Here is a 22,975-nt window from a genome sequence, read left to right on the forward strand (position 1 = left end):
GCGGCATGTTTCAATTGGATTTGTTGGAGTCTAAAGATGAGGAACGTGAATCGGAAAAGGTTAGCGGCGGAGTTATGGAAACCGCTCAACATGAAATCGCAATCGTCGGCATTTCCGCGAAGCTTCCAAAGTCGGACACACAGGAGCAATTTTGGAAATTGCTGCGTGAAGGTGTGGACTGCGTAGATACGTTTCCAGAAACTCGGCAACGAGAGCTCGAGCCTTATTTGCGCAGGTTGAAGCAAATGCATGAAACGATCTCTATATTCGATGGTGCATATTTGGAGGATATCTCCTCCTTTGATTATTCTTTTTTTCGCTTGTCACCGAAAGAAGCTTCTTTAATGAGTCCAAACCAACGATTGTTCCTTCAGACGGCTTGGAATGCGCTGGAGGATGGCGGTTATGGAGGGGAAGCTCTTCATGGATCTAGAACGGGCGTGTTTATCGGTCATAATGCTGATGCATTGCATGATTATAAACGAATAATTGAAACCGTTAATCCTGGGGCGTTAGCTATGGCTGCGCCGGGTAATTTAAGCTCGATGATTGCAAGTCGCATCTCCTATTTATTGAACCTGCGCGGTCCAGCTATTAGCGTTGATACAGCATGTTCTTCCTCGCTTGTAGCGGTTCATCTAGCTTGCCAATCTATTCGCAGTGGTGAATGTGATGCTGCAATTGCGGGTAGTGTGAAGTTGAATTTGCTTCCTATCGATATCGGTATCAGGTTAGGCATCGAATCTAGCGATAACCGTGCGAAGACGTTCGATGATTCCTCGGATGGAACAGGAATCGGAGATGGTGTTGTTGCTCTATTGCTCAAGCCACTTTCGAAGGCTTTGCAGGATGGGGATTATGTTTATGGTGTCATTAAAGGGAGTGCTATGAATCAAGATGGCAGTTCCGTCGGCATTACTGCGCCTAATGCATTGGCGCAGGAAGATGTCATCGTACGTGCTTGGGAGGATGCTGGTATTGATCCAGAGACGATCACGTACTTAGAGGCGCATGGAACAGGAACCTCCTTAGGAGATCCTATTGAAATAGATGGTATTACAAGGGCGTTCAGCCGCTATACCGACAAAAAGCAGTTTTGTGCCATTGGCTCCGTCAAAAGCAATATTGGTCACCTGGATCATGCCGCTGGTATCGTCGGTTTGTTGAAGGGTGTTCTTTCTCTTATGAACAAGCAACTTCCTCCAACGCTGCATTATCGTAATCCTAATCGCAAAATCTCATTTATCGAATCGCCCGTGTATGTCAACAATACGTTGACGGATTGGAGCAATGAGGACGGTCCCCGCAGATGTGGAATAAGTGCTTTTGGGATGAGCGGAACGAATTGTCATATCATTCTCGAAGAAGCACCAGCAACTGTAGCTAGCAGCGACGATTGGGCGAGTGAGAGCCAGGATGCGGAATATAGTAATTCTGATAGCATAATAAAAAGGAAAGAAACAGCTATATTTATTTTGTCTGCCCAAAGCAAATCAGCATTGCAACGCTCTCTATCAGCCTACAAAGAGTGGCTAATAGACCATGCAGATCAGTCGAATTTGAGAGATATGTGTTATACGGCAGCGACGGGACGTGGTCATTATCGCTATCGTCTAGCTGTCGTTATTAGTAGCATGAATGAGCTTCAAAACATGTTGAGAAATCTTGATGTAGATCAGCTGCAAGGGTCAACTGCAACGAATGTGTTTTTCGGAGAAGATGCAGGAATGATTCCAAGTGCAGCGGATGATGGAATGATGTCTGAATTCCTTGATAAAGCAGCGTATAGCGGAGAAGTGGCCTATGAAGCATCTCTACATTTAGCGAAGCATTATGTGTTTGGTGCGAAGGTGGATTGGAGGCAGCTTTACAGTAGAGAAGTACGAAGAAGAACTCCGCTTCCTGTTTATATGTTCGATCATTATTCATGCTGGGTTGAAGAATCTGCGTCGCAGACTACTCTTTCATTTGGAACGCCATTATCCGTATTAGAAGAGATGTTGTTAAATGGCAATGTTGGAGATGAACTTCAGGCTGAGCTGCGTAGTGAGATGCAAGCAGCATTCGCAAGCTGGACAAGTAGGCTTGGGATCAAGGCGGCAGTCGCTACAACCAGTAGTAACGTGTTGCTATTGGACGATTGTCGGTCAGAAGTAGAGCAAAGTGTTGCCGATACATGGGGTGAGCTGCTTGGTTATAAGGAGCTCTATAGCACATCGAATTTTTATGGGCTTGGCGGCGACTCCATTCTTGCACTCCGAATCGTTAATCTGTTGAGCGAGCGATGGAAAGTTCGGGTAGAGGTGCTCGATCTTCTCGCACAATCGACGCTTCGTCAGTTTGCCCATGTCATAGAGAAACGGCGAGTAGAAGGCGGGGAGTCAAAAGGTAAAGACATTGTTGTCATTCCAGCCATTGAGGAGCAGGCTCATTATACAATTTCTTCTCCGCAGCGGCGCATGTATTTACAACAACAAGCTTTTCCAGGAGATAAAAGCTATAACTTGCCTGAATTGTTGCATATAGAGGGGGAAATTAATGCTGAAAGGTTAGAAGAAGTCATACATGCTTTAGTAGAGAGGCATGAAATGCTTCGTACTTCTTTCACTGTAGTAGAAGGTGAAATCCGACAGTTTATAAGTCAGAAGGCAGATATAAAGCTTATTAGGATAGAGATTGCAGAGGAAAATATACAAGAGATGTTGCAGAGCTTGTACACACCGTTTGATCTCCATGTGGCACCATTGCTTCGAGCAGCTTTACTTACAATACATAAGACGAAGCACGTCCTCTATTTGGATATGCATCATATTGTCTCCGACGGGATGTCGGCAGGTATTCTTCTTCATGAGCTCATCATGTTATATCGTGGAGAAACGCTCCAGCCGCTTCAGTTGCAATATAGAGATTTTGCGGCTTGGCAAGGGGATCAACTGCTAACGGAGCAAATGGAGTTACAGAAGCAATATTGGCACCAGCAATGCAAAGGAGAATGGCCTGTATTGGAGCTCCCTGCCGACTTTCCGCGTCCACCAATTAAGAGCAACCACGGTGATACGTTCGATCTTTATATAGATGCTGAACTGGGCGATTCCATTCGTAGTCTTGCGCAATCAAATGAGTCTACTTTATTTATGGTGCTGCTATCTGCTTATTACACGTTACTTGCAAAATATACCGGAAGTGAAGACATTGCTGTAGGCACACCGATTAGTGGTCGTGTTAATCGGGAAGTAGAGTCACTAGTCGGAATGTTTGTCGGCACGCTAGTGCTTCGAAGCTATCCTGAAGTAAATAAGCCGTATCTTCAATTTCTCGCGGAAGTGAAAGAAACGGCGCTTAGAGCTTACGAAAATGCGGACTATCCGTTTGAAGAGCTTGCATTGCATATGGATAGACGTGATTTAAGTCGCAATCCGCTCTTTGATACGATGTTTATTATGCAAAATTTGCACATTCCTGATTATTCTGGACAAGCATTAACGTATAGACATGAAAGATTTCCTCATGGTACAGCCAAATATGATTTGATGATTCAAGCCGTTGAGCAATCCGATGGCAGTATTAGACTTGTAGTCGAATATTGTACGGATCTTTTCCAATTAAAGACGGTGCAAAAGATAGTAGAGCATTATATTTCATTACTTAAAAATGTGACGATCAATCCCGAGCAAACGCTTGGTGAAAGTGAGATATTCTCTTCTGAAGATTATGATCAGCTTTTATATGAATTTGGAAGCCGTGAAGCTTCATTTCCTGAACCAAAGAGCATTCATCATTGCTTTGAGGAGCAAGTGAAGCGAGTTCCGGATGCAGTAGCTGTAAGTTGCAGAGGTCAGTCAGTTTCCTACCGAGAGCTCAATGAGCATGTGAACATACTCGCCCGTAAGTTGCAGGACAGTGGAGCAGTACGGCACTCCATTATTGGCTTGCTGGCGGAACGATCTATTCCAATGCTGACAGGTATGCTTGCAATTATGAAAGCGGGCGGAGCATACATGCCTATCGATCCTAATTACCCGCAGGAGCGTATTCAATATATGTTGGCGGATAGCGGAGCATTATTGTTGCTTACTGATCGCTTCCAAGCAGACATCGATTCGGCATCATCACTTCAACAGATTTTGTTAACCGATGATGGTTATCTTGAAGGAAATGAGATTAACAATGTTGTAGTAAATTCCTCTCCTGACGATTTGATGTACGTAATTTACACATCTGGATCGACAGGTGAACCAAAAGGAGTTATGGTGCCGCATCGCAGTTTCTTTAACTTCGGTTATTCATTAAGAGAATTTTACGATGGGAAATATGATGAGCATGATCGATGCTTGAGCTTAACTAACATAGCATTTGATGTTAGCGTAAGTGAATTATTTATGCCGTTAATGTTTGGAGCGTGTGTCGTTCTATATCCAGAGCCGCAATTGCTGGATGCTAGAAAGCTCGCTTCTGTCATCGTGGAGGAAGGTATTACATCTGCTTATCTGCCGCCAATGCTACTGAAGGAAGTAGCAGATGCTTTAAGAAATGCGGGTAATAATTTACGTCTTAACAAAATGCTCGTAGGTGTTGAACCAATTAGGGACGAGACGCTTGAGATGTTTGTTCGATTGAATCCAGCTATACAAATTGTAAATGGATATGGTCCAACAGAAGCAACGGTGTGCTCGAATATGTATTTGTATCGTTCTGGTGCTCCGATAGGGGTTAACGTACCGATTGGTGGACCGATGCATGGCGTAGATATTCATATTTTGGGTTACGGTGATAAACCTGCACCGCTTGGAGCACCTGGTGAGCTTTGTATTTCTGGAAACGGCTTGGCACTCGGCTATCTCAATAAACCTGAGCTCACAGCATCGAAGTTTGTAGAGCATCCGTTGCAGCCTGGTCGTACGATGTATCGAACTGGCGATCTTGCCAAATGGTTGCCTGATGGCAATGCCATGTATTTAGGGCGGATGGATCATCAAGTGAAAATTCGGGGCATTCGGATTGAGCTAGGAGAAATAGGAACGCAGCTTCAAAGGCATGAAGCCGTTGATTCTGCGGTTGTTATAGCTCATGAGAATAACTCGGGTGAAAAGGAGATTTGTGCTTATATCGTTACGAATCGCTTTGTCGAGCGACATGAACTAAAGAGCTTTTTGAAAAATAAGTTGCCAGATTATATGATTCCGTCCTACTTTATTCCGATAGAAGAAATTCCATTGACCCCAAATGGAAAGGTTGACCGCAAAGCACTGCCAGAACCTTCCCAGCAGATGAGATTAAGTGGGGATTCAATAGCACCGCGGACGAAGCTGGAGTCAGATGTTGCAGCAGTGATGATGGATGTACTTGGCATCGAATACGTTGGAGCTTTCGATGATTTTTTTGAGCTCGGAGGTCATTCATTAAAGGGGGCTGTTCTTGCTGGAAGAATCGAAGAGAAGTTTGGAATTGAGCTGCCGCTTAGAGTTGTATTTGGGCATCCAACAGTAGCAGAAATTGCAGCATGGATTGTTAGTGCGACCAAAAGTAATACAGAAGAAGATGAGAGTGTTTCCTCACTGAAAACTCTTCGTTTCATTGAACGGCAAGAGGAACGAGATTATTATCCGATGTCTCGTGCCCAAAGACGTCAATATGTATTGCAACTACTTTCTGGTGCAGCGACGATGTATCACGTTCCGTTTACACTGCAAATTCAAGGTAAGCTGGATGTGGCTAGACTAGAAAAAGCATTTAATGAGCTGATTAATCGGCACGAGAGTATACGTACAACATTCCATTACCAGAATGATGGATTTCAGCAAGTCATTCATAAACGAGGTCAGTTCAAGTTTGAAATATGTTCATTAGATGAAATGACATCTTCAAGATGGGTTTCTAGTTCTGAGGCAGGAACAGTCCATGGATTAGCGGATGTAATGATGTCTAGTTTTATTCGCCCGTTTGAATTGGGAAGTTTACCGCTAATGCGTGCTGGTTTATTGGAGCTGGAAGAGCAGCGACACATACTGCTCGTGGATATGCACCATATCGTAACGGATGGAGTATCTATGGGTGTACTTGTTCGAGAGCTTATTGAGCTGTATAGCGGAGGCAAGTTGCCTGAGCTGAGAGTGCAATATCGAGATTTCGCAGTTTGGCAAGAAGAGCGCCTTGGCGGGGAACTGTTGGCAGCGCATGAGCATCATTGGCTTAGTACGTTTGATGGCGAATTGCCCATGCTTGAATTGCCAATAGATAAACCCCGCCCATTAGTACAGAGCTTCGAGGGAAGAAGATACACGTTTACGATAGATAAAGGGCTGACAGAGAGCGCTTATCGTTTAGCTAAGGAGCAAGGATCGACGATCTATTCCGTCTTACTTGGTGCATATGCAATATTGCTTAGTAAATATAGCGGACAAGAGGATGTCATCATTGGAACACCTGTTGCTGGTCGGTCCCATGTCGATCTTGAAGGTCTAATCGGTATGTTCATCAATACGGTCGCCATTCGGAGTCGTCCGCAAAGAAAGCTTGCAGTTGGTCAATATGTGAAGGACCTACAAGCTACTGTACTTAGCGCATTAGAGCATCAGGATTATCCGCTAGAAGTGCTCGTGGAACGACTAGGCTTGGAACAGGATCAAAGCCGCAACCCATTATTCGATACAATGTTCATATTGCAAAATATGGAGAGCACTGCATTAGTTGCGGGTGAGTTAACGTTGGAGCCGCTGTCATTCGAGCCAGGAGTCAGTAAATTCGATTTGACGCTGGAAGCAGTGGAAGTCGAGGACGGAATTTCGCTTAGCTTAGAATATGCGACAAGCTTGTTCCATGAAGAGACGATTGAGAGGATGGCAGGGCATTATTGCACAATCGTGATGGAGATGGCAGGGGATCGAGGTGCTGATGGAACAATCGGCGAGATTGAGCTGCTAGATGCGAGCGAACGCCAGTTATTGCTTGCAGCATTCGAGAATAAGAGTCCGATAACGGGCATTACGAATAATGAAACCAATAGCAGCGACATTACAGCAACAGAAATGATTAGTATAGTCGAACCGAACAACGTTACAGGAGTAACGAGCAATAATACTACTGAAACAACTGGACAACTACAATGGAGGAGCATTGTGGAGGAAATCGAGCAGCAAGCTGTCAAAATGCCAAATGCTGTAGCGGTTTTATACGGTTTTGAAACGTTGAGTTATCGTGAACTAAATGAGCGGGCGAACGCATTGGCCCATACTCTTCGTAATCGAGGTGTCGGCCCTGAACGAATCGTTGCGCTGATAGCGGATCGTTCACCGCTTTTACTGGTTGGTATTCTCGGTATTTTGAAGGCTGGTGGAGCTTATGTCGCAATTGATCCATCTTACCCGAAGGAACGAATCGGATGGATGCTGGACGATTGTGGGGAGCATCTTCTTTTAACTGAACGGAAATATGCAGGACAAGTTCCAGGTGCCGTCCAGGAATGGTACTTGGATGATGCGAATTTATACGATGATTTACGCACTAATCCAAAATTAATAAATGAACCAGACCATCTTGCTTATGTGTTGTACACATCTGGTTCAACCGGAAGACCGAAGGGTGCGATGATTGAGCATCGTGGACTTGCAAGCTTCGTAAAAGGATTCGCTCAGCGAATACCATTTGCTGAGGGCCAAGGTGTATTGGCGATGGCGACTGTTTCCTTTGATATTTTCATTGTAGAAAGTTTGCTGCCGCTGTCATTAGGCATGAGAATTGTGCTCGCTGGTGAAGATGAACGAAATGATGCTTACTTACTGCAACTATTGATAGAACGGCATAAGGTTGATGTTCTACAAATTACACCATCACGTTTCAAGTGGTGGATGGCGCAAGTCGGACAGACGGATACTTTGAGATCATTAAGTGTATTAATGATCGGAGCGGAGCCGCTTACTGTGCAATTGCTTGAACGATTGCGCGAGGTGACAGCTGCACGAATCTTTAACTTATATGGTCCAACAGAGACGACCGTGTGGACATCGATATGTGAAGTTACTACCGGTGAGGACATCACAATCGGAACGCCTATTGCGGGTGCGGGAATGGTCATTCTAAGTGATGATCTACGAATGCAGCCTATAGGCATAGTTGGAGAAATAGCAATTGGAGGGGCGGGTGTCGGACGAGGTTATTTAGGTCATCCAGAGTGGAATGAAGGGGCATTTGTGACAAACCCATTCAAAGACGGTGAACGGTTGTATCGAACAGGTGACCTTGGACGCAGACTCGCTAATGGAGAGTTCCAATACGTTGGGCGCCGCGATCATCAGGTGAAAATACGGGGACACCGTATTGAAATCGGTGATATAGAACAGCAACTGGTGCGTCATGAGCAAGTGAGTGAAGCCCTTGTTGTAGCTGCCAAAGAAGCTGACGGTGAATATGCGTTGTGTGCATATATCGTAGTGAGTGGGGATTCAACTGCGCTGATATCTAATTTGCGTCACTATTTAGGTGCAAGTCTCCCGGCGTATATGATCCCAGCTTATTTGATGTCGCTCGATGCGATCCCACTAACACCTACGGGTAAGGTAGATCGTAAGGCACTGCCAAAACCGCAGCCTGTCGAACGGAGCAAAGAGCAACATATAGCACCACGAAATGAAACGGAGCAAAGTGTTGCTATCCTCTGGGAAGAGCTGCTTCAAGTGCAGCATATTGGGGTGAGGGATAACTTCTTCGAGCTTGGCGGTCATTCCTTGAAGGCAGCAGCTCTAGTTAATAAGCTACAAGCGCAATTTGGTGTCAATGTGCCGCTGCGAGAAATGTTTCAGCATCCAACAGTGGAAGGAATCGCAGCATTAATTAGCTCCGAACATGTAGAGAAGCATCAACCTATTCCGAGGCATGCAGAAGCACCGTATTATCCGATGTCTCGGGCTCAGAGAAGGCAGTATATGCTTGGAATGATTGCTGGGAATACAACGATGTACCATGTTCCCTTTGCCTTGCATATCCGCGGTAAGCTAAATGTCGTGAAGTTGGAGAAAGCAATTCAATCATTAGTCGTAAGACATGAGAGCTTGCGTACGACGTTCCATTTTGCCGAGGGCCAATTCAGGCAGTGTGTTCACGCAGAAGCAGTGTTTACGCTGGAAAATAGCATAGTGGATTCAACACTTGAACAAGTAAGGGTCGATTGGCAACAATCGGCTGTTACGAAAGGGACAGAAGTGCTAACGAGTGAGTGGATGGGGCAGTTTATGAAGCCGTTCGATCTAGAGAGATCGCCGCTTCTAAGAGCAGGGCTTATACCACTTGAGGAAGAGCATCACTTGTTGCTGCTCGACATGCACCATATTGTTACGGATGGTGTATCCGTTAGCGTGTTAGTGAAGGAGCTTTCACAGCTATATAGCGGAAATGAGCTCCCTGAGCTTCGAGTACAATATCGAGATTACGCGATTTGGCAGGAAGGCCGTCTAAACGGGAATGTTTACGAAGCAGATGAAGCCTATTGGCTAACTGCATTTGCGGGAGAACTTCCCGTGTTGGAGCTTCCAACGGATCGTTCGCGACCAGTTGTACAGAGCTACGAAGGGAAAAGAATCCCTTTTACGCTTGATGCTGAGCTAACAAGGAACGCTCAAACATTGGCTCGGGAGCAAGGGGTAACACTTTATACCGTATTGTTAGCAGCGTTTAATGTTTTACTCGCTAAGTATAGTGGTCAAGAGGACATTGTTGTGGGCACACCAGTAGCTGGACGAAGTCATGTTGATGTTGAAGGTTTAATCGGCATGTTCGTAAATACAGTTGCTATTCGAAGTTATCCAGCCGCAGAGCAGCGAGTTGGTGACTATTTAACTGAACTAAATGATGTCGTATTGAAGGGACTAGAGCATCAGCATTATCCATTTGAGGATCTGGTGGAGAAGCTTGATATCGCTCAGGATCAAAGCCGGAATCCGTTGTTCGATACGATGTTTATTTTGCAAAATATGGACCGTTCCGTTCTAGAAGCAGGGGACTTGACCTTCGAACCGCAGCCGTTTGAGCCAGGTGTCAGCAAGTTTGACTTAACTCTCGAAGCAGTCGATAACGGAGGACAAATTGAAGTTAGTTTGGAATATGCTGCTTCGTTATTCAATGAGGAGACTGTACGCCAGATGGTACAGCATTATTGCACTATTGTACGGGAGATTACGAGTGTCCGAGGTACGGAGACGACAATTGGTCAGTTGGAGCTCTTAGGTGAACATGAACAGCAAGAGCTGCTTGCTTCGTTCGATGTTGGAAGCTGCGCCGCAGAGCAATCCCGTTGGATAAGCATTTTGGAAGAGATTGAGCGTCAAGCCGCGCAAACACCAGCTGCTGTAGCCATTCAATTCGGTGAGGAAGCGGTGTCGTATAGCGAATTAAATGAGCGAGCTAACCGTCTTGCTCATACGCTGCTTGGTCGTGGTGTTGGACCAGACCGCATCGTAGCGCTAATGGCTGATCGTTCACCGCAGCTAATCGTTGGTATTGTTGGTATTTTGAAAGCGGGAGCGGCATATGTCGCCATTGATCCTTCTTATCCAGAGGAAAGAATAGGCTGGATGCTGGAAGACTGCGGAGAGCAACTCGTTCTAACGGAGCGGAGATATAGCGGGCGAATTCGTACTGCTGTTCAGGAATGGTATTTGGATGATTCCGATATGTATGATGTTCGCAGCACTAATCCTGATCTTGAAATAGCACAAGAGCAGCTGGCATATGTGCTCTATACTTCCGGTTCAACGGGAAGACCAAAAGGTGCGATGATCGAACATCGCGGGCTTGCAAGCTTCGTGAAAGGTTTCCGCAATCGGATACCATTCGATGGCGGGCAAAGCATTCTAGCCATGGCAACTGTATCATTCGATATCTTTATTGTGGAGAGCTTGCTCCCGCTATCAATCGGGATGCGAGTAGTACTTGCTGATGAAGAAGAACGAAATGATGCTATCTTACTGCAACGTTTAATTGAGAAACAAAAGGTTGATGTGTTGCAGATTACACCATCACGATTCAAATGGTGGATGGCGCAAGTTGGCGAAACAGAGGTTTTAAAACCGCTCAGCATACTAATGATTGGTGCTGAACCACTAACTGAGCAGCTTCTTGGTAGATTGCGAGAGGCAACCAATGCACGGATATTTAACCTCTATGGCCCGACAGAGACGACAGTGTGGACTTCAATCTGTGAAGTGACAGATGGTCAAAACATAACGATCGGTACACCGATAGCAGGTGCAGGGATGGTTATTTTAAACCATAATCTTGCATTGCAGCCGAAGGGTGCTATAGGTGAAATTTGTATTGGTGGAGCGGGCGTAGGTCGGGGCTACCTCGGACACCCAGAATGGGATGAAGGGGCGTTTGTTCCAAACCCATTCCGTGCTGACGAGCGGATGTATCGAACTGGTGACCTTGGACGTTTTCTTGCGAATGGACAATTTCAATACGTTGGACGGCGAGACCACCAAGTGAAAATACGTGGACATCGCATTGAGATTGGAGAAGTGGAACAACAGCTGCTCCGGCACGCAAATGTGAAGGAAACGGTTGTTACAGCTATGAAGGAAAATGATGGGGACTACACACTTTGTGCATATATCGTAGTGAATTCAGAGTTCCCGTTGCAGATTTCTGAGCTTCGCCAATTTTTAAGTGCTGGTTTGCCAACATATATGATTCCTGCCTACATTTTAACGATCGGTGCGATTCCACTTACACCTACTGGAAAAGTAGATCGCAGAGCTCTGCCTAAACCGGATCAATCGGAAAGTGGCGGCAGAGAATATATTGCCCCAGCCGGCGAGACTGAGGTTAAGTTAGCTCTAATATGGCAGCATTTACTACAAAAAGATGCAGTCGGAGCAAGCGACAATTTCTTTGAGTTAGGTGGACATTCGCTTAAGGCGGCATCTATGATCAGCCGCATACAAGAGGAGTTTGGGCTGCAAATTCCGTTGAAGGAAATATTTCTAAATCCAACTCTAGCCTCTTTTGCCCGGATCATAGACGGGGACAAGTTAGAGAAATACGAACCTATCCCGCGTCAGCCGAATCTTGAGTACTATCCGATGTCTCGTGCTCAGAGAAGGCAATATGTAATGGGATTAATTGCTGAAGAAGCGACTCTTTATAATGTACCGTTTGCATTAGAAATAAGAGGTGCACTTGATACTGCAAGGTTAGAAGGAGCTTTCCGATCTTTAATCGAACGACATGAAAGTTTACGAACAACTTTCCATTTCGTTAACGACGACTTCTGCCAGCGAGTTCACTCGGATACATCGTTCGAGCTGGCTATTAGGCAGGAAAGTCTGTTGAAGGGTGCAACGATCGAAGAACGAATCGGACAAATGATGGAACAATTCCTAAGACCGTTCGATCTCGAAAAGCTGCCATTAATGAGAGCAACATGTATTGAGCTGTCTGATGAGTGTCATCTACTGCTACTGGATATGCATCATATTGTAACGGATGGTGTATCTGTAGGTCTGTTGGTGCGGGAGTTGTCAGAGTTGTATATGGGCAATCGTCTGCCGCAGTTATCGGTACAGTATCGCGATTACGCAGTGTGGCAGGAGAAACGTCTTATGAGTGACACTTATGCGAAGCATGAGCGCCACTGGCTGGAGACATTTGCAGGTGAGCTGCCGGTACTTGAGTTGCCTACGGATAAACCACGTCCGGGGATGTTGAACTACGAAGGGAAGAAATATAACTTCAAGCTGGATGCGGAGCTGTCCAATCGAATAAGGAAGTTGGCCAGAGAGAAAGGGACTACGCTATATACCATTTTGCTCACGGCTTATGCGACTCTGCTCAGTAAGTATAGCGGTCAAGAGGACATTGTCATAGGAACGCCAGTGGCAGGACGTGCTCATCATGATGTTCAAGGCTTGATCGGCATGTTCATTAATACAGTGGCGGTTCGCAGTCGTCCTGTATCATCACAAAGCGTGGGCGGATTCATTTCGGCGATGCATGAAGAAGTATTGAAAGCTCTAGAGCATCAGGAGTTCCCGTTTGAGGATTTGGTGGAAAAACTAAATATTCCACAAGATCACAGTCGTAATCCGTTATTCGATACGATGTTTATTTTGCAAAATATGGAGCGTTCTACGTCACAGGTTGGTGAACTGACCTTCCAGTTGAAACCATTTGAGCAAGGTGTCAGTAAGTTCGACCTAACGCTTGAAGCAGTAGAAAACGGAGAGCAAATCGATCTTAGTCTGGAGTATGCGACATCCTTATTTGAAGAAGAAACAGCGGAGAAAATGGCGAAGCATTATTGTGCGCTGATAAGGGGTATGTCAGAGGCAGGTTGTATGGAGCGCAGTCTTAACCAGCTGGAAGTGCTAGATGAGTTGGAAAAGAACACGCTGCTTGCTTCCTTGGAACATTCGACGAGCGAATCAGATTGGGTGAGTTTGCTCCACGAAATTGAGCAACAAGCGGAGTGTAATCCGGCTGCGATAGCGATCCAGTTCATGGCAGAAACGTTGACATATCGGGAATTGAATGAGCAAGCCAATAGGCTCGCCCATACGCTGCGAGATAAAGGTGTCGGATCTGAATGTATCGTTGCACTAATGGCTGATCGCTCGCCAAAGCTTATTGTCGGTATTCTAAGTATTTTGAAAGCGGGCGGGGCGTATGTTGCCATTGATCCTTCATACCCAGAGGAAAGAATCGTCTGGATGTTGGAAGATTGCGGGGAGTCGCTCCTTCTAACAGAGCGGAAATATGCGAGACGTGTTCAAAACGCTGTTCAGGAATGGTATTTGGATGATTCCGACATGTATGATGCACGCAGCTTTAATCTAGAACAAGTAATAGAACCGAACCAGCTTGCTTATGTGCTGTATACATCTGGCTCAACGGGCAGACCAAAAGGTGCGATGATCGAACATCGCGGACTCGCAAGTTTTGTGAGAGGTTTCCGTGATCGGATACCATTCATTAGCGGACAAAGTATTCTAGCAATGGCAACCGTATCCTTCGATATCTTTATTGTGGAGAGCCTGTTGCCTCTATCGATAGGTATGCGAATTGTGCTCGCAGGAGAAGAGGAACGAAACGATGCTTTCTTACTTCAAGAGTTATTAGAAAATCACGAGGTTGATGTTCTGCAAATTACACCATCACGCTTTAAGTGGTGGGTGGCCCAGGTTGGCCAAGCAAGTGCAATGAAATCGCTCAGCATTTTAATGATTGGAGCTGAGCCTTTAACTGTACAGCTCCTTGATCGATTGAAAGAGGCTACTGATGCACGAATATTTAATTTATATGGTCCGACAGAGACGACAGTGTGGACATCAATTTGCGAAGTGTCACATGGCGAACCTATTACGATTGGTACACCGATAGCGGGTGCTAGCATGATTGTCCTAGGCAGTAATATTGCACTGCAGCCTGAAGGAGTTATTGGTGAGATTTGTATCGGCGGTGCGGGTGTAGGACGTGGATATCTTGGACATCCAGAATGGAATGAAGGAGCGTTCGTACCGAATCCATTCCGAAATGGAGAGCGGATGTATCGAACAGGTGACCTTGGGCGCAGGCTTGCGAATGGACAGTTTCAATACGTTGGGAGACGCGACCACCAAGTGAAAATACGTGGGCATCGTATTGAGATCGGTGAAATCGAGCAACAGTTGGCACGGCATAACAGGGTGAAAGAGGCGGTAGTAATAGCGCTTAAGGAAGCGGATGACGAATTTGCATTATGTGCGTATGTGGTTGTGCGTTCTGAGCGAGAAGAAGCGTCATATGGTGAAATAGCTGCAAGCGTCGAGCTAGTACTAGAGCCTAACGTTGTTGATCATGCGGGTACTTCGGAAACGTTAGCTTCTGAGCTGCGACACTATTTGGGAAGTATGCTTCCGTCCTTTATGATTCCAACTTATATGATGGAACTGGATGCCATTCCGCTTACACCAACAGGGAAAATTGATCGAAAAGCGTTGCCTAAGCCGCAGGTAGCAGAGCGTAGTGAGCATCAATTTATCGCTCCGAGAAATGTGACCGAATACAAGCTTTCATTGCTTTGGCAAGAGCTCCTTTCTATTAAAGGGATTGGCGCGGAGGATCATTTCTTCGAGCTTGGCGGTCATTCTCTCAAAGCTGCTGCTTTAGTGAGTAGAGTTCAGGAGAAATTTGGGGTACAGCTTCCTCTTAGAGAGCTGTTTCTACACCCTACGCTGGAAGAGCTAGCCCGAGTAATTGATAGCAAAGAAACACGTACGCATGAAGCGATTCCTCGCCTCGAGGACCGGGATTATTATCCAATGTCTCGTTCGCAGAAAAGACAATATGTACTGGGCATGATTTCGGGTGAAGCGACAATGTATCATGTGCCATTTGCGATATCTCTTCAAGGAAGGTTGGACATTGTCCGACTTGAAAAAGCTTTTATCGGCTTAATTGATAGGCACGAAACGTTGCGTACGACATTCCACTATGAAGATGGCGAATTCCGTCAACGTATTGTTGCGCCCTTTGAGTTTAAGCTTGAAGGCAATGTTTGGGCAAAGATGACGGCTAAGCTACTGTATTCCGAGAAGGGGATAGATGAGACGGTCTCAAAGCTGATGACCCGATTTATTCAACCATTTGATTTGGGAGAGGGGCCGCTACTCAGAGCACAGCTATTACCACTTGATGATGAACATCATCTGTTGCTGCTGGATATGCATCACATTATTACGGATGGTGTATCTGTCAGCGTATTAATGCATGAGCTAAAGCAGCTGTATAGCAAAAGTGAGCTTTCTGGATTACGAGTGCAATATCGGGATTATGCTGCTTGGCAGGAGGTGCGACTGAGCGGCGAAGAGTATGCAACTCACCAACGCTATTGGAAGGAAGTTTTCTCAGGCCAACTTCCTGTTCTAGAGCTGCCAACAGATAAGATTAGACCTGCTACACCTAGCTACGCGGGAGGCAAATATAGGTTCAAGCTTAGTGCGGAGCTGACTGCTGCTGCGAATAAATTAGCGAGGGAACGCGGGACGACGCTTTATACCGTATTGCTTGGAGCGTATGCATTGCTCCTTGGTAAGTGTAGCGGGCAAGAGGATATTGTTATCGGTACGCCAGTTGCAGGCCGAGGACATATTGATGCTGAAGGAATAATCGGTATGTTTATTAATACGGTTGCCCTTCGAATACGCCCGCAAGCGCAGCATCTCGTAGGGGAGTATGTATCAGAGCTTCATGGTGAAGTGCTCCAAGCATTAGAGCATCAGGAATATCCGTTTGAGGATCTCGTTGACGAATTGGGTTTAGTGACCAATCAAAGTCGCAACCCATTGTTTGACACAATGTTTATATTGCAAAACATGGAGCGCTCAGCAATGAAAGCGGGCGATTTGATCTTTGATCCTCTGTCATTCGATCCGGGCGTGAGCAAGTTCGATATGACGCTTGAGGCTGTAGAGAGTGCGGGTGAGATCGTTCTGAATGTGGAGTATGCAAGGGATCTTTTCCTTGAAGAAACGATAGTTAGGTTGGCGAATGACTATAGTGACATTTTGCAAGATATGACATCAATTAATGGGATTGAAAAAATGATTGGTGAAATTACATTGTCTAATATGAAACGGTAAGTAGCAATGAATGTGGAATGGCGGGATGTTGTGACTATCAGTAGTGAAATGGCTTCCCGCCATAACAATTCGCCAGGTTAACCACTTTAAGGAGGTTGATTTTAGATGAAGATGACGCTAGAAAGAAAGCCATTTAACGAGTTTTGGATGAATTGTATGCTGAATCAGGCATTTTCAATCGCTGCATCCGCTCACCCAAGCTATCACAATGCGGCTTATTTAAACATTTATCGCTACTATCCGTGGGTTGCAGCGACAGATAAAGAGTTTCGTTATCCGACAATTGATACGTTATATTATCTCGATGACTGGACCAAATTCCCGTTAACAGGAGTTATTAAACTCATTGAGCCTGGACATTTTCGTAACAAAGAAACATTTACCGAAGAAATTAAGGAAGTGTTGCGCGGTGGACGCAACTTAAGTGTAAATGTGGATTTATATTACTGGCTGCCCGGCAGTATGGCATGGAGGAAGTTTCATTGGTACCACTACTCCTTATTCAACGGTTATGACGAGGAGCGTTCATCGTTTTATGTCATTGACGATACACTTGCTGGTTATAGCGAACATGAAGTTCCAGAGGAGCGTCTTCGGAAGGCATTTTTAAACGCGGAATACAATATTAATGAAAATTACACAGGGCCGGCGTATTACATTTATAATCTCCATTCCACGATCGAGCCTTATGAGCTGCAACTATCAGAGGTAGTAGAGAATGCGGAAAGACTAGAGCGTGAGCTTGGTGAATTTTCAATTGAAGGCATGTGGAATGTCGATTCAAGCCCTGACAAATACCAATCTCATATTACTTACGCACTTATCGGCATTAATATTATTTGTAATCGTCATACAGCTAATGAAGGGTTAATTCGCACATTGCGCGAGCAAAAGTTGCTTAAAGAGAGTAGTTGTGACTTTCTAATGGATCAGCTTCTTGAAGTAAAGAATGGCTGGGAAGCAATCAAACAAGCATTTGTTACTCATAAATTTGACCGTGAGCGTGAGCTTGGGTTGGCTAAAGATTTATTCGCCAAAGAAAGAGTGTTCTGGGGCAGTCTAGCAAGAAGCGAATAATAATATCCTACTCGACTATCGAAAGGGGCAGGCGATGAATCAGATACCGTTACTATTTTTACCGTATGCAGGGGGATCTGCACAAGTGTACAAAAAGTGGGTGAAGGCGTTACACCCGTCTATTTTGCCCATCCCGATCGAAATGGCGGGCAGGGGTAGTAGAATGGGGGAGCCGCTTTGCGAGGAAGTATCATTAGCAGTGAAGGATCTTCTTTATGCTACTCGTAAGTACACTTCGGGGCCGTATGCCATCTTCGGACATAGTATGGGAAGCTTGCTAGCTTATGAACTAATGCGAAGTATGCGGGATGAAGGTTTAAGACTGCCAACTGCTGCATTTTTATCAGGAAGAGATGCGCCGCATCGGATTGATAGTAACCGAGAGACGTATCTATTACCTGATGAATCGTTTATTGCTGAAGTGAAAGGTTTGGGCGGTACGTCAAATGAACTATTCCAGCATAGGGAGCTTCTAAACTTATTCATGCCAATCATGCGCGCGGATTTCAAGCTTGTAGGAACGTATCAGCATGTACCGGGAGAGCCGCTACCCATTCATATGATTGTAATGAATGGCATTAATGATACTAGTTTATGTGGTGAATCAATAGAATGGAAGGCTCATACAAGCCACACCTGCGAAATCGTTCATTTTGAGGGAGGACATTTCTTCATCCAAGAGCAAGAGGAAAAAGTAGTCACTCTCATTAATGAAAAAATGATGGAAATGATGAAAGATAGTCTATTAGCGCAACGATATTAAGGGGGCTTTGAGTTAATGGATACAGTTTGTTTTTCAGTCGAAGAGACGGAGCAAGAAGTATTGAGATTGTGGAAGGAATCCAAGGGATTTCCTTCTGATCTAGCAATCAAAATAGATGAATTCCATTCTGCCCAATATCAAATAGCCTTTACTGATCGTATTATTAGTCAGTTGTCGAAGAATGAGTCCTCTCATGAGAAGTTATTATCGAAGCTGGTTGCAATAGTTAGTACTCTTCTTTACAAGTATACGGGAGATGAAACATTAGTTTTGGCAATCCCAACGTTAGGGAGTAGCAAGATTAATCAATATGGCTGGTCGCCTCTAAATGTTTCATTAAATGAAATGAATTCCTTAGATACATTACTTGAAAAAACTGAGAGCAGACTGAACGACATGTTATCGGTAGTTAATGAAGGGGGAACGATTAATTCCCTCAATAATAATCTATTGCATATAGACAGCGTAGAAGATATAGCTGTTGTTATGTCACATCTCACACAAACGGCAGCAGTGGCTCTTGATAATACGCAGGAAGCCCCCTCTTTTCAACAGTTTGGTTTGTTGTTTTTGTTCCGCTTAGGGGTGCTGCCTGGGGAAAGTGACAGACTTACATTATTTTATAATGAGGCCGCTTATAGTAACCAAATGATAGAAAGACTAGGGAAGCAAGTAGAGTACTTGATTAAATTAGTTTTAAATGATAGCAATTTCATCATTCGTGACTTTGAGCTTTTAGATTCGGATGAAATGAATGTTCTTCTGCGTTCCCATTGCGGTAGTCAAAGTATTGTAATAGATGAGGATCAAAGGTTTTTGCCCACCAATACTGACACATCGGACTGGACGATGAGTAGTTTTTTTGAAGAACAAGCTAAATTAAGGCCGAATGAAACTGCAATTATCTGTGGCTCGCAGACATTATCATACGCTGAACTGAATGAACGTTCGGAAAGGCTAGCAGCAAGATTGCGAAGACAAGGAGTACGTACTGGTGTACTTGTTGGCTTATTGTCGGAGAGGACAATTGATATTGTTGTTAGTATTCTAAGTGTTTGGAAGGCTGGAGGAGCATATGTGCCTATTGATCTCGAGTATCCAGAAGCTCGTAGATCCTATATGCTCGAGGATACTGGGGCAACGGTCTTGCTAACCCAGCAGCATTTGCTAGTACAATTATCAGGGTACAAAGGGAATGTTTTGTGTGTAGATGATGAGAGGGGTGATCTTGATCCATCGTCTATTAAGGACTGCTCTACTCAAGAGAGGGGAGTTAGCTCACCTGATGATTTGGCATACATCATCTATACTTCTGGCTCGACTGGTAAGCCAAAGGGAGTCATGGTTACACACAAAAGTGCTATTCAATTTATGAAGGGTATGGCAAAGGAAGTGGAGTTTCTTCCTAATAAGGCGATAGTAGCATTAGCCAGTGTTGCTTTCGATGTTACTATCCATGATTTGATAATGCCGCTCCTTTATGGGATGAGGGTTGTCTTAGCAACACAATTAGAACGTAGAGACCCCGAGTTAGTGAAAGAACTAATTGTTAAATACAATGTTTCGATGATGGTAGTCACGCCGATGCGTCTGAAACTCATGTTGAAAAGCCGTAAGGATGACAGGTGGCTGCACTGTTTAACGGATATAATGGTCGGAGGGGAACCTTTTATACCTGAAATATGGGTTCAATTAAAGGAGTTTGAAGGGTTGCGCCTGTTTAATGTGTATGGACCTACAGAATCGACAGTTTGGTCGACATCTGGTTTGATAAGTGACAGCCATCCTAGTGTTGGAAAACCATTGTCCGGGGTTAGAATTTACATAATCGATGAGCATGGTCGCATGTTACCGCCGGGAGTTGCAGGTGAACTTTACATCGCTGGGAATCGGCTTGGCAAAGGTTATTGGGGAAATGAGGAAATGACATCGGATAGATTCATTCCTGACCCGTTTCACCTTGGGGAGCTCATGTATAAAACAGGGGACCTGGCGCGCTTTATGATGGATGGACGTATCGATTTCCTTGGTAGACGAGACTTTCAAGTAAAGATCCTTGGTCATCGAGTCGAGTTAGAGGAAGTACAGTTGGTATTATCACAGCATGAACATGTAAATGAAGCAACGGTACTACTGAACGGAAATAACAGTGGAAACCAGTGGTTATGCGCTTATTATACGGCAATGAATCAATTAACAGCTGAAGAGCTCAGAGATTTTATGGTAAATCAAGTCCCTGATCATATGATTCCGCGGAGATATGTATGGTTGGCTAATATGCCGCTTACTCCAAATGGGAAAATAGATCGAGAGAAGTTAGCAAATCTTGAACTAGAAGTCGTTCAAGAAGGTAACGCATTAGTAGAAGAAGTTATACCGGAATTGAACTCCGAAACGGAGCGAACGTTAGCTAGATTGTGGCAAAAGATTCTTGATCGGGATGGCTTTCGAGCAGATGACCATTTTTTTGAAGTAGGTGGCAATTCAATTCTGCTTGTAGCTTTACACCACGAAATTGAAAATCTGTTTCCCGAATGTCCATCGGTAGCAGATATGTTCAGCAATGCAACGCTTCGCGAAATGGCTGTGTTGCTAGATGCTCCGACGGGCGAGGAAGGTGATATGGATGGACTATCGAAGCTTAAGGGCATTATCTTTCGCAGCAAAGCAGTCCAAGACATGGAGCAAAGTGAAGCGGGAGCTGGCTTCATAACAAATAAGCTTCCTGTTGAACAACTACGGAAACTTACAAGTGCAGCGGAAGACCTGGGTGTAGAAAATACGGATATTTTGCTGACCATTTATTTATATGTATTGTCTGATATTGCGATGAAAGATGAAGTTACTGCATTTGTAAAGGGTGGGGATGTAGACCGGATTATTCCTGTATCACTCAACCTGTCCCAGTATACTGATTTCAGAAACATGATCTCAGAAGTAAATGCGAAGCGGCTGGGGGGAATGTACTATACCTTCTCAACCCTTGCAACTGCGGCAAGATTCCGCAGCCCAAGCAGTGGTGTTGTACCATGGTTTTCCACATTCGATCTAAGCGGTGCTCAGAGCTATATTCAGTTGCTTGGCTTAGCTATCCAAGTTGAAATAAGTGATGAGATTAATATCGGATGTATGTATGATACGTCGGCTTGGGATGAGACTGGAGCATTAGAACTGCTTGCCCTGTATGAGCAATCCTTCGAAATGATTATTAATGAACTTTATAAAGGGCGTGAAAGCTGATGGTAAGGCAGGCTTATTTATTTCCTGGCCAAGGGTCTCAATATGTTGGCATGGGCAAGGAGCTCTGCTCAACCTATCCAATCGCTAAAGAGACAATTGAAGAAGCCAATGATGTTCTGCGAGTTGATCTCGGATCACTTATGTTGGGCGGCAGCCTGAAGGAGCTCACAAGAACGGAGTTTGCTCAGCCAGCCATACTGACTATGGGGATGGCTATGTTTCGAGTGTATAAGGACATAACAGAATGTGTTCCTTCTTATTTGGCAGGTCACAGCCTTGGAGAAATTACTGCTTTGACATGTTCAGGCGGTATTCCATTTGCAAGTGCAGTCAGTATTGTTCATCGCCGTGGAGAGCTTATGCGAGATGCTGCCGCTGCAGGAGGCGGCGCAATGGCTGCGGTAACTGGTCTAACTGAAGTAGTTGTTGCGGATGTCTGTAAACTTGTTAGTACTACACATAACGGAGGAACTGAAACGGTAGTCGTTTCTAACCTTAATTCGGAAGATCAAGTTGTCATTTCTGGTCATAAGGGAGCATTAAACGAAGCGGCTGAACGACTGACAGAGTTGGGAGCTGTCGTTGTCCCGCTGCAAGTGAGTGCACCTTTCCACAGTCCGTTAATGGCATCGGCAGCAGAGCAGTTTGCAAAGGAACTCGGAAAGTATACCTTTATGCCACTTCAATATCCTGTCATATCAAGTGTGACAGGCGTTCCCTATGGAAGTGCCAATGAAATAGGGAACGTTTTGACGGACCAGTTGACGGCTCCAGTCAGGTGGACAAAAGTCATTCGCTATTTATTGGAAAATGAAGTGTCTGAGGCTGTTGAGTTAGGGCCGCAGTCTGTTTTGAAGAAGCTGGCTCAAGGTGTAAGAGATCTGAAAGTTTATTCTTTCGATCATACTCCCGATAAGGATTTATTGATAAAAATGAGTCATAATCAGCAGAAAGAGTTTTCGCTTGAATTCATTACCCAATGTATGATGATTGCAACATCAACACGCAATCGGAATTGGGATACGGAGGCTTATGCACAAGGTGTTATTGCTCCGTATAGAAAGCTCCAAGCGATGTTGTTTCAATTAGAACAATCTGGAAAGCAAGCTTCATGGGAGAGTGTGGAGCAAGCCTACACACTGTTAATTTCAATCTTGAAAACAAAGCAGGTTCCGGAAGCAGAGTATAATCAACGACTGGAGCGGCTTTTAGAAGAAAACGGCGTGAAACAACTATTTGAGAAAAATTCAGTCGAAAGTGCAACGATGATCTGATTTGGAGTGTTATA

5 protein-coding genes are annotated in these 22,975 nt (G+C 44.8%); all 5 read left to right on the forward strand.

Going from position 1 to position 22,975, the window contains the following annotated elements; translation table 11 throughout:
* Positions 1 to 5 precede the first annotated feature (5 nt).
* The gene (locus MFF31_RS11525) at positions 6 to 16,607 is read left to right on the forward strand and encodes a non-ribosomal peptide synthetase (RefSeq protein ID WP_238188127.1); all 16,602 of its coding nucleotides are present in this window, start codon (positions 6 to 8) and stop codon (positions 16,605 to 16,607) included.
* A 105-nt stretch (positions 16,608 to 16,712) separates the two neighbouring features.
* A complete protein-coding gene (locus MFF31_RS11530; protein WP_238188128.1) occupies positions 16,713 to 17,684 on the forward strand; it encodes a BtrH N-terminal domain-containing protein in 972 nt (323 codons plus the stop codon).
* A gap of 34 nt (positions 17,685 to 17,718) precedes the next feature.
* The gene (locus MFF31_RS11535; protein ID WP_238188129.1) at positions 17,719 to 18,447 is read left to right on the forward strand and encodes a thioesterase II family protein; all 729 of its coding nucleotides are present in this window, start codon (positions 17,719 to 17,721) and stop codon (positions 18,445 to 18,447) included.
* A 15-nt stretch (positions 18,448 to 18,462) separates the two neighbouring features.
* Positions 18,463 to 21,687 carry a non-ribosomal peptide synthetase gene (locus tag MFF31_RS11540; RefSeq protein WP_238188130.1) on the forward strand — a complete coding sequence of 1,075 codons (3,225 nt, stop codon included), beginning with the start codon at positions 18,463 to 18,465 and terminating at the stop codon, positions 21,685 to 21,687.
* Positions 21,687 to 22,961, forward strand: a complete 1,275-nt coding sequence (fabD, locus tag MFF31_RS11545; protein WP_238188131.1) for an ACP S-malonyltransferase — start codon at positions 21,687 to 21,689, stop codon at positions 22,959 to 22,961. Before MFF31_RS11540 ends, fabD begins: the two co-directional genes overlap by 1 nt.
* Positions 22,962 to 22,975 lie beyond the last annotated feature (14 nt).

It is taken from the genome of Paenibacillus sp. L3-i20 (assembly GCF_022180385.2).
Classification (GTDB): Bacteria; Bacillota; Bacilli; order Paenibacillales; family Paenibacillaceae; genus Pristimantibacillus.

Coding starts and splice junctions, on each gene's coding strand:
- MFF31_RS11530 (WP_238188128.1), top strand. CDS start 16,713: ATGAAGATGACGCTAGAAAGAAAGCCATTTAACGAGTTTTGGATGAAT.
- MFF31_RS11525 (WP_238188127.1), top strand. CDS start 6: ATGTTTCAATTGGATTTGTTGGAGTCTAAAGATGAGGAACGTGAATCG.
- MFF31_RS11535 (WP_238188129.1), top strand. CDS start 17,719: ATGAATCAGATACCGTTACTATTTTTACCGTATGCAGGGGGATCTGCA.
- MFF31_RS11540 (WP_238188130.1), top strand. CDS start 18,463: ATGGATACAGTTTGTTTTTCAGTCGAAGAGACGGAGCAAGAAGTATTG.
- fabD (WP_238188131.1), top strand. CDS start 21,687: ATGGTAAGGCAGGCTTATTTATTTCCTGGCCAAGGGTCTCAATATGTT.